We start from the raw sequence: 7,807 nt of genomic DNA, 5'->3' as shown, positions 1-7,807 counted from the left end.
GGGCGTCGGGGCGGGGGCGCCGGCGGCGTCGCTGCGCTCGATGATCTTGTCGAGTTCGCCGCGATCGAGCCAGACGCCACGGCATTGCGGGCAATAGTCGATTTCGATTCCCTGCCGTTCCGACATGGTCAGGTTCACGCGGCAGGTCGGGCAAAGCAGCCCCTGGGCATCAGACACGAATTTTCCTTTCATGGCACAGGCGACCGAAGGCCGCCGTTTCACTCAAACGAGCCATGGCTAACCCGCGTTCCGGAAATAGGAAAGACTCCGCTCCGACCGGGAAGAGAGCGTCATCCGCTCCGCGTGGATCAGGTCGTCCGGCGCCAGTCAAAGGCCAAAGGCGCTTCGCGAAATGCAAAGCGGTCGAGATGCCGGGCGACAACGTCCTTCATCGCCTCGACGTGCTCGTCGCTGCTCGCGTCGATGCGGACCGATAGCGTATCGGCGCCGGCATCGAAGGTCACAAGCGCATCGCTGGCCCATGTGGCACCGCGCGCATCCCTGGGGAAGATCACGGTGCCATGCCCGGGAGTGAATTCGACAGCGAGGTTATGCTGCCAGTGCTTGCACAGCTGTTGCAGATATCTGCTCGCGTGCGCGGTCGGGACGACGGCGGTTGCGCCGACGGGAACGGGTGTCATCACAGGCGCTCGATCTTCTGCGCGGCCTCGTCGATCAGCGCGACGATGTCGTGGAGCGTCGCTTCGCCCAAGTCGCGGTCGCCGAGCCGGTTCATCAGCACAGCCTTGAGATTGCCCATCGCACGCCGCACCGACGCGCTTTCGGTGCGCTGACGCTCTTCGCCGACCTCGGTCAGGCGTGCGATCAGCGCGTCGACGGCATCCCTGTTCGCATCGAGTTCGATCCGGCCGGCCTCGGTGATCGCGAACAGTTTCTTCGCGCCGTCGCTGTCGGCCGCTTCGACCAGCTCCATGTCGTCGAGCAGGGTGAGGGTGGGGTAGATGACGCCCGGGCTCGGCGCATAGGCACCGCCGGTCAATTCCTCGATCTGGCGGATCAGGTCATAGCCGTGGCGCGGCTCGTCGGCGATCAGCTTCAGGAGGACGAGCCGCAGTTCGCCGCCGTCGAACATCCGCCGGCGCCGCCCGCGACCCTCGTCATCGTCGCGAAAGCGTCCGCCAAAGCCGCGGCCGCCGAAGCCGTGACCGAAACCCCGTCCGCCGTGGCGCATCGCTTCCCGCATCATGCGGTGCATGGCATGGCGCTCTTTGCACCCATGCCGGTTCATTCCGTGTCGCACCATAAACTCCTTCATACGATTCGATGTGACTAAGATATATCTTTATATGTTTTAGGCAAGGGCGGACAAGAATTTGCCGCGACGGCAGCCACCGATCAGTTTTGCGGAGGAAAACGGAGGTGGATCAAGGGATAGGGGCGACCCTGACCGTCGCGGTCCGACCGTCCGGTGGGAACGAAGCCCATGCGCTCGTAGAAACCGGCCGCCTGGCCGTTCTGCTCGTTCACTTCGGTGGTGATCGCGCCATGGAGAGCGACGGCATGTTCGACGAGCGCCTTGCCGACACCCCGCCCGCGATGGACGGGATCGACGAACAGCGCCTCCATGGCGCTGTTGTCGAGCAGCATGAAGGCGACCGGGCGGTCATCGGCATCGACGGCGAGCCATAAAGGCGCTTGCGGCAGAAAGCCCTTTACCTCTTCCTCTATCGCAATCCGGTCTTCGGGCGTCAGAAAGTCGTGCGTTGCATCGACCGCGGCGCGCCATATGTCGACGGCGCGGTCGCCGTCGGCGGGGGTGGACGGTCTGATCCTGATCATGCACGCGGCCGTAATGCGGCGGGTCCGGCGCGCCAAGCCCGCTTTTCTGCCGCATACGGCTTGACTCGACGATCTTTCTCGCTATTAGCGCGCCCGTGTTGTCGCGGTTCCGGCCGTGGCGATTCCGTCCGAGACAGTTGGTGAAGGGATCTGCCCTTCTTAATTTCCAGCCGAGACGGGGAACAGTCTTATTCGGTCGCCCGCCTGTTTTGCAGGCGCCAGCGGCTTGACCGACCCCATCGGACATCGTTGCGTGAAGGACAGGCGAGCTTCGGCCCGCATGGCTTTTACGTGTGTTAGCGGGCCCGGCCGCATGCATTCGTGCGTGCGTTCGGGCATGAGTGGAGAAACAGGCATGGATCGTGCTGAAAAGGCCGAAGCCGTATCCTCGCTGAACGCTACGCTGTCGAATGCGGCCGCGGTTGTGATTGTTCGCAACCTCGGTCTTACCGTCGCCCAGTCGACGGTGCTTCGCGAGCAGATGCGCAATGCGGGTGCAAGCTTCAAGGTCGCGAAGAACCGCCTGGCCAAGATCGCGCTCGATGGCACCTCCTACACCGGCATCAGCGACCTGCTGACCGGCCCCACGGCAATCGCCGCTTCGACCGATCCGGTCGCGGCTGCGAAGATCGCGGTGGAATTTGCCAAGACCAACGACAAGCTTGAAATCGTCGGTGGTGGCATGGGGGATGTGGTCCTCGACGTGGAAGGCGTGAAGGCGCTTGCATCGCTGCCGTCGCTTGACGAACTGCGTGGCAAGCTTGTCGGTCTGCTCCAGGCTCCGGCCACCAAGGTTGCCCAGATTGCGGCGGCCCCGGCTGGTCAGCTGGCGCGGGTCTTTGGTGCCTATGGCGCCAAGGAAGCGGCATAACTTTTACCTACGTGCAACAATTCACCGGGCTTTCCCGGTTCTGATGGAGAATGAAAATGGCTGATCTTGCAAAGATCGTTGAAGACCTGTCGGCGCTGACCGTTCTGGAAGCTGCCGAGCTTTCGAAGCTGCTCGAAGAAAAGTGGGGCGTTTCGGCTGCCGCTGCCGTCGCCGTCGCCGCTGGCCCGGCCGCTGCCGCTGGCCCGGCTGCTGAAGAGCAGACCGAATTCGACGTCATCCTGACCGGTGACGGCGGCAACAAGATCAACGTGATCAAGGAAGTCCGTGCGATCACCGGCCTGGGCCTGGGTGAAGCCAAGGCGCTCGTCGAAGGCGCGCCGAAGGCCGTCAAGGAAGGCGCCAGCAAGGCGGAAGCTGAAGAGCTGAAGGCCAAGCTGATCGCCGCCGGCGCGACCGTCGAACTGAAGTAATTCGGTTTCGCGGGTTCCGGCCGGTCATACGGCCGGGTTCCAGCAAAAAAAGAAAGGGCGGTGCCGCGAGGCACCGCCCTTTTTCATTGAGGCTTCTTCCGTCAGTGGCGGGAAAAGCCGGGGCGCAGCGTACCGGGCCGCGCGGGGCCGCGCTCGGGGCGGCGGACCTCCTGTTCGGCGGGGGCCGGAGCCACCTCGCGCTGGGCGATTTCCCAAGCGCTCACGGGCCTGCGCGTCATATCCTTCCGCGCGCCGAGCGTCTCTTCATAGACGACGCGCTCCTGACGATCGAGAAAGCGGGCGCGCTTGAGGCGTTTGCTCAGCGTCGCGAACGGATTGTCGGGCGTCGGGCCGGCCATCGCCATCGCTTCGTGACGTCCCATGCTGCCGCTCGGCGCGGCGGCGAATGACGGGCTGGTACGCGGCGCCTGGGCGCGTTCGCGGGGCACATAGGCGGGGGTGACCCATGCGGGCGCGTCGCTGGCGGTCGATGCCGTAGCGGGTTCGACGGCGACCGGCTCGGTCGACGCTACCGGTTCATAAGCCTCTTCGACATATTCCACGCGTTCGATGCGGCGACGGCGCGCGAAGGCGAGCCCCATGCCGCCGACGATCAGAAGCGCTGCGGCGCCCCCGGCGAGTTCCCAAGGGAAATCGCCTCCAGCCGTGGCCTTCTCGGCAGGTAGCGGCGTGGCTTCCGCGACGGGCTCGGCAGGTACCATAACGGGTGCGGCGGCGGGCGCGACTTCTTCCGGAACGGCACTTTCGGCGGCGGGTGCTGCGGCCGCAGGAGCGGCTGTCGCGACCGCAGGCGCGGTTTTCGGGTTCGATCGCGGCGCGCTCCGCTCGGTGCGTACGGGTGCTGCCGCCTTTTCGGCGGTCTGCGGCGCAGATGCGGTTTCGGCCGGAGCGATGTCCAGCGGGACGTGAATGACGGGCTTGGGCGCGGGAGTCTCGGCCGTCTGGGGCGCCGCTACCGGCGCCGTGGTGTTCGGCTCGGGCACCGTCGGCGGAGTTTGCGGCGTGGGCGCCGCGACCGGCGGCGTCATCGTGACGGCGGGTGCTTCCTGCGCCAGCGCGGGGGTGGAAAGGACCAGGAACGCGGCAATCGCGCTCATGGCGGGACGGGAGAGGGCGATATTCTTTGTCATAGCGAGGTGTAAACGAACCGCGCCGGAAAAGCGCTGCCCGAAAGCGCCCTTTTCCACGATGAGCCGTGCGGACCGAACGGCGCGGCGAAGATTGCGGTGTGGTTGGTCGTAGCGCGAAACCATTTCCGCGACCGGGCACATCGTGGGGCCAATGATCTCCGCTCCATGTAAAAAGGCCGCGTTTTCTGCGCTGTTCGATGCGAAAATGACAAGGGGTTTGCGCTTTGGTGTCATGCGCGTCACCAATTCGTCATCGCTGCGCAACCTTGGCGTGGTCAAGGCCGCGCATGAAAACGACCTACCTCGTTCCGACCCGGCTGCCTGACCATTTGCGCGAAACGCAGCGGCTGCTATTCATCGCGAAGCACGCCCGCTGGTCCGGCGGATTGCATCCCGACGATGGCAATCATGCGCCCTATCATCGCGAAATGCGCGAGACGCTCGAGGGACTCGGCATCGAATTGCTGATCGCCGACAGCTATGCCGCGCTGTTCGACCGGCCGACGGCCGATTTCGTCTTTCCGCTCCTCAACCGCGGTGGCTTCTTCAATTCGGAAATGCTGCTGCCGCTCCTGTGCAACCAGCACGGCCTGCCGTATCTCGGTGCCTCGCCGATCGTGCGGGGCCTTTCCGACGACAAGCATCTGACCAAGCTCGAGGCCGCAGCGCGGGGCGTGCCGACCGCGCCCTGGGCATTGTTCCGCCGCGGCGCGCCGGTTAACGTGGCACGTTGCCCGCCCGCGCGACGCTGGGTGATCAAGCCGAACAACAGTTCGGCTTCATGGGGCGTGCGTGACGCCCATGATCGCGTGCAACTTGCGCAGGGGGTCGCCGAAATCCACGCGCTCGACCATGACGCGCTCGTCGAGCCCTTCATCGATGGAAGCGACATCGAGGTCCCCGTGATCACGCTGGACGGCGAGCCCGCGATGCTGCCGATGATGATCTTCGAACAGGCCGACCCGACCCAGCTTCGCACCTATCAGGAAAAACGCGATCTGGTCGGCCATGTCGGATATGCGATCAAGCGCCTCGACGATCCGGTGATTGCCGGAAAAATCGCCGATTATACGGCCCGAATGGCCGACATTTTTCGTCCGTTCGATTATGGGCGCTTCGAGTTTCGCGTCGACCATGTGACGGGTGACGTCCGGCTGCTCGAGGTCAATCTCAATTGCAACCTGTGGTCCGAGAAGCTCTTCTCGCGTTCGGCCGTCGTCGCCGGTTTTTCGCACGCCGAGCTGATCGAGACGATCGTCGCCGAAAGTATGATCCGCCAGATCGCTCCGGCGGCGGTACGGCGCGACGCCGCATGAGCGGATCTATCCTGATCCTTGCCGGCCGCCGGCCCGGCGCCGTCGATCCGCTTGCGGCGGCGCACGGCGTCGCCGACAAATGCCTTGTTCCTGTCGCGGGGCGACCGATGATCGCGCATGTCCTCGAAAGCGCGGCGGATGGCGAGGCCGAACGCGTTTTCGTTTCGACCCACCGCGTCGATTTGCTCGCGGATCTCGCCGATCCGGCGATCGAATTGCTGGGCAGCCGCCTGACGATCGTGCCGGCGGCGGACAATCTGGCGGACTCTGTGCTTGCGGTCGCCGACGCGGCCGAATTTCCCTTGCTTGTCACAACGGCGGACAATTGTCTGCTGACGCCGGCGACGATCGCCGAGATCGAAGCCGAGGCGGTCCGGCTTGGTGCCGAGGCGGGGGTGGCACTGGCGCGGCGCGAGGATGTGCTGGAGGTGCATCCCGAGGGTCAGCGGCGCTTCTACGAGTTCTCTGACGTCGCGGTGTCGAACTGCAACGCCTACTGGATCGGCCATCGAGGTGCGCTCCGCGCGGCGGAAGCGTTTCGCGGCGGCGGCCAGTTCGTCAAGAAGCCCTTCCGCGTGATGCAGGCGTTCGGCCTGATCAACCTGCTTCGCTTTCGCTTCGGCCTGGGGCCGATCCATCATATCTTTCGGCGCATCTCGCGCCACCTGAAGGTCGACATCGCTCCGCTGCTGGTCAGCAACGGAGCAACGGCGATCGACGTCGATAACGATCGGTCGTTGCGGGTGACCGAGGCGCTGATGACGCGCCCCGATCTCGTCAATCCGCGACCCAGTTTCCGTGGAATCCCGGGGGAACCCGGTGCGGCAGATGCACGACAGCTTGCGGTGACCCGCTGAAGTCGTCGGCATTCAAAATGACGAGGTCGGTGGTCTCGTGGTTCATGTCGACGACCAGCCCGATCAACCAACCATCATCTTCGGCGCCCTTCTCGCCGCGCGGAACGAACACGAACTCGCCGGGATGCCGGCCGGGCCCGAAATCGTGGATGGCGGTTGCACCCTTGTCGAGGTCATGTTTGAAGAGCCGCGTGTCGGCGAGCGCCCATTCGGACGAGACACCGTCGGGGATCGCAATCGTATAGGCATAGCGATAGGGCTTCGTCGTCAGCCGCTCGTCGTAGCGCGGAAATTCCTGCGCATGATCGTGGATGACGGTGCGGGTCGTCGTGCCGGCTTCGGGATCGATCGTCCAGCGCTCCATCCGCGACTTTTCGCTGTCGGGGCCGCGATTCGACTGCGCGAACATCGTCTCGTGCGCGACGACGTCGACGATCACCCTGCCGTCGGCGGTCTCATAGGCGTTGGCGGGGTGAAAGACGTAGCAGGGCTCGACCGGCACCCAGATGATGCTGTCGCCGCTGCTCTCCCGGGGGAGAAGGCCGACGCGCGCCTGATGATTATCGTTCCAGGCATAAGGGAAGCGATAGCCGGCGAGCAGCATCTTCATCGAGAAGGTAACGGGCAGGTCGAAGACGAGCACGTAATTTTCGGTGATCGCGCAGTCGTGAATCGAGGGGCCGTCACTGACCGCAATCGCTTCCTCGCGGATGACGTGCGCGTCCTTGTCGAGGACGACGTGCCAGACCTTATTCGGTTCGTCGCCGCGATAGGTGATCGCGTGCATCTCGTCGGTCACGGGATCGTGGTGCGGATGCGCGGTGTACGGGCCGGCCAGCGTGCCGTCGAACGGGTTATGCGCGATCGTATCAAGCTCATAGCCGAGTTCGACAGGCTTTCCGCCCGCTTCGACGATCGCGAAGGTGCGGCCGCCGAGACCGACGACATTGGTGTTCGGCGCGTCGTTATTCCCGGCGCGCGGCCCCGGGGGCAATTCCTCGCCGAGGACGGCGCAGGCCTCGCTGCCGCGCACCCAGCGGTTGCGGTACCAGTCGGCCTTGCCGCTTTCGATCCGGATCCCGTGCACCATGCCGGCGCCGGTGAACCAGTGATAGCTGGCGGGATCGGGCGCCGCGGCCGGGTTGGGGCCGTTGCGGAGATAGCGGCCGGTCAGCGCCGCGGGAATCTCGCCGTCGACGTGCAACTCTTCCAACGTGAATTCCTCGGTCATCGGCTTGTGGATGCCGGTGAGGAAAGGGTGGGCGTCGGTGGGGCGGGGGAGGCGCTTGCGGTTGAAGTCGGCGAGCTTGACGATGCCTTTGGTGACGGCGCCGCGGATGAGGGTTTCGACGTTGCTTGCCATGGGGATGCTCCTTACGGA

Annotated in this window: 10 protein-coding genes; 4 read left to right on the top strand and 6 right to left on the bottom strand. The window is 64.9% G+C overall.

All coding sequences use genetic code 11. The features are described 5' to 3' along the window. The 4 genes from JHC57_RS19830 to JHC57_RS19815 form a co-directional block, all read right to left on the bottom strand. On the bottom strand, nt 1-192 hold a 192-nt coding region (locus JHC57_RS19830; protein WP_294032318.1), incomplete at its 3' end, for a zf-TFIIB domain-containing protein. A 116-nt stretch (nt 193-308) separates the two neighbouring features. Continuing rightward, complete coding sequence (locus JHC57_RS19825; RefSeq protein ID WP_294032317.1) at nt 309-641, bottom strand: DUF2218 domain-containing protein; 333 nt, start codon at nt 639-641, stop codon at nt 309-311. Then, complete coding sequence (locus JHC57_RS19820; RefSeq protein ID WP_294032316.1) at nt 641-1,216, bottom strand: PadR family transcriptional regulator; 576 nt, start codon at nt 1,214-1,216, stop codon at nt 641-643. The genes JHC57_RS19825 and JHC57_RS19820 overlap by 1 nt, the downstream gene beginning before the upstream one ends. A gap of 140 nt (nt 1,217-1,356) precedes the next feature. Further along, the gene (locus JHC57_RS19815) at nt 1,357-1,800 is read right to left on the bottom strand and encodes an acetyltransferase (RefSeq protein WP_294032315.1); all 444 of its coding nucleotides are present in this window, start codon (nt 1,798-1,800) and stop codon (nt 1,357-1,359) included. A 355-nt stretch (nt 1,801-2,155) separates the two neighbouring features. On the opposite strand from JHC57_RS19815, the gene rplJ reads away from it, so the two are divergent. Both rplJ and rplL read left to right on the top strand, forming a co-directional pair. Next, the gene (gene rplJ, locus JHC57_RS19810; RefSeq protein ID WP_294032314.1) at nt 2,156-2,671 is read left to right on the top strand and encodes a 50S ribosomal protein L10; all 516 of its coding nucleotides are present in this window, start codon (nt 2,156-2,158) and stop codon (nt 2,669-2,671) included. Nucleotides 2,672-2,727: 56 nt separating this feature from the next. After that, on the top strand, nt 2,728-3,102 hold the full coding sequence (gene rplL / locus JHC57_RS19805) for a 50S ribosomal protein L7/L12 (protein ID WP_294032313.1): 375 nt from the start codon (nt 2,728-2,730) through the stop codon (nt 3,100-3,102). 101 nt (nt 3,103-3,203) lie between these two features. Here rplL and JHC57_RS19800 read toward each other — a convergent pair whose 3' ends face one another. Further along, nucleotides 3,204-4,220: a hypothetical protein gene (locus JHC57_RS19800; protein WP_294032312.1), complete on the bottom strand. Its 1,017-nt coding sequence runs from the start codon at nt 4,218-4,220 to the stop codon at nt 3,204-3,206. A 320-nt stretch (nt 4,221-4,540) separates the two neighbouring features. On the opposite strand from JHC57_RS19800, the gene JHC57_RS19795 reads away from it, so the two are divergent. Together JHC57_RS19795 and JHC57_RS19790 are read left to right on the top strand one after the other, a co-directional pair. Next, nucleotides 4,541-5,569, top strand: coding sequence for a phosphoribosylglycinamide synthetase (locus JHC57_RS19795; protein ID WP_294032311.1), 1,029 nt, complete (start codon nt 4,541-4,543; stop codon nt 5,567-5,569). Next, nucleotides 5,566-6,426 carry an NTP transferase domain-containing protein gene (locus JHC57_RS19790; RefSeq protein ID WP_294032310.1) on the top strand — a complete coding sequence of 287 codons (861 nt, stop codon included), beginning with the start codon at nt 5,566-5,568 and terminating at the stop codon, nt 6,424-6,426. The genes JHC57_RS19795 and JHC57_RS19790 overlap by 4 nt, the downstream gene beginning before the upstream one ends. On the opposite strand, the gene JHC57_RS19785 is transcribed toward JHC57_RS19790, so the two are convergent. After that, nucleotides 6,347-7,789, bottom strand: a complete 1,443-nt coding sequence (locus tag JHC57_RS19785) for a carotenoid oxygenase family protein (protein WP_294032309.1) — start codon at nt 7,787-7,789, stop codon at nt 6,347-6,349. The genes JHC57_RS19790 and JHC57_RS19785 overlap by 80 nt on opposite strands. Nucleotides 7,790-7,807 lie beyond the last annotated feature (18 nt).

Source organism: Sphingopyxis sp., from assembly GCF_016463645.1.
Taxonomy (GTDB): Bacteria; Pseudomonadota; Alphaproteobacteria; order Sphingomonadales; family Sphingomonadaceae; genus Sphingopyxis.
The sequence above is the reverse complement of the archived record's forward strand: the minus strand, read 5'-3'. Positions and strand labels throughout refer to the sequence as shown.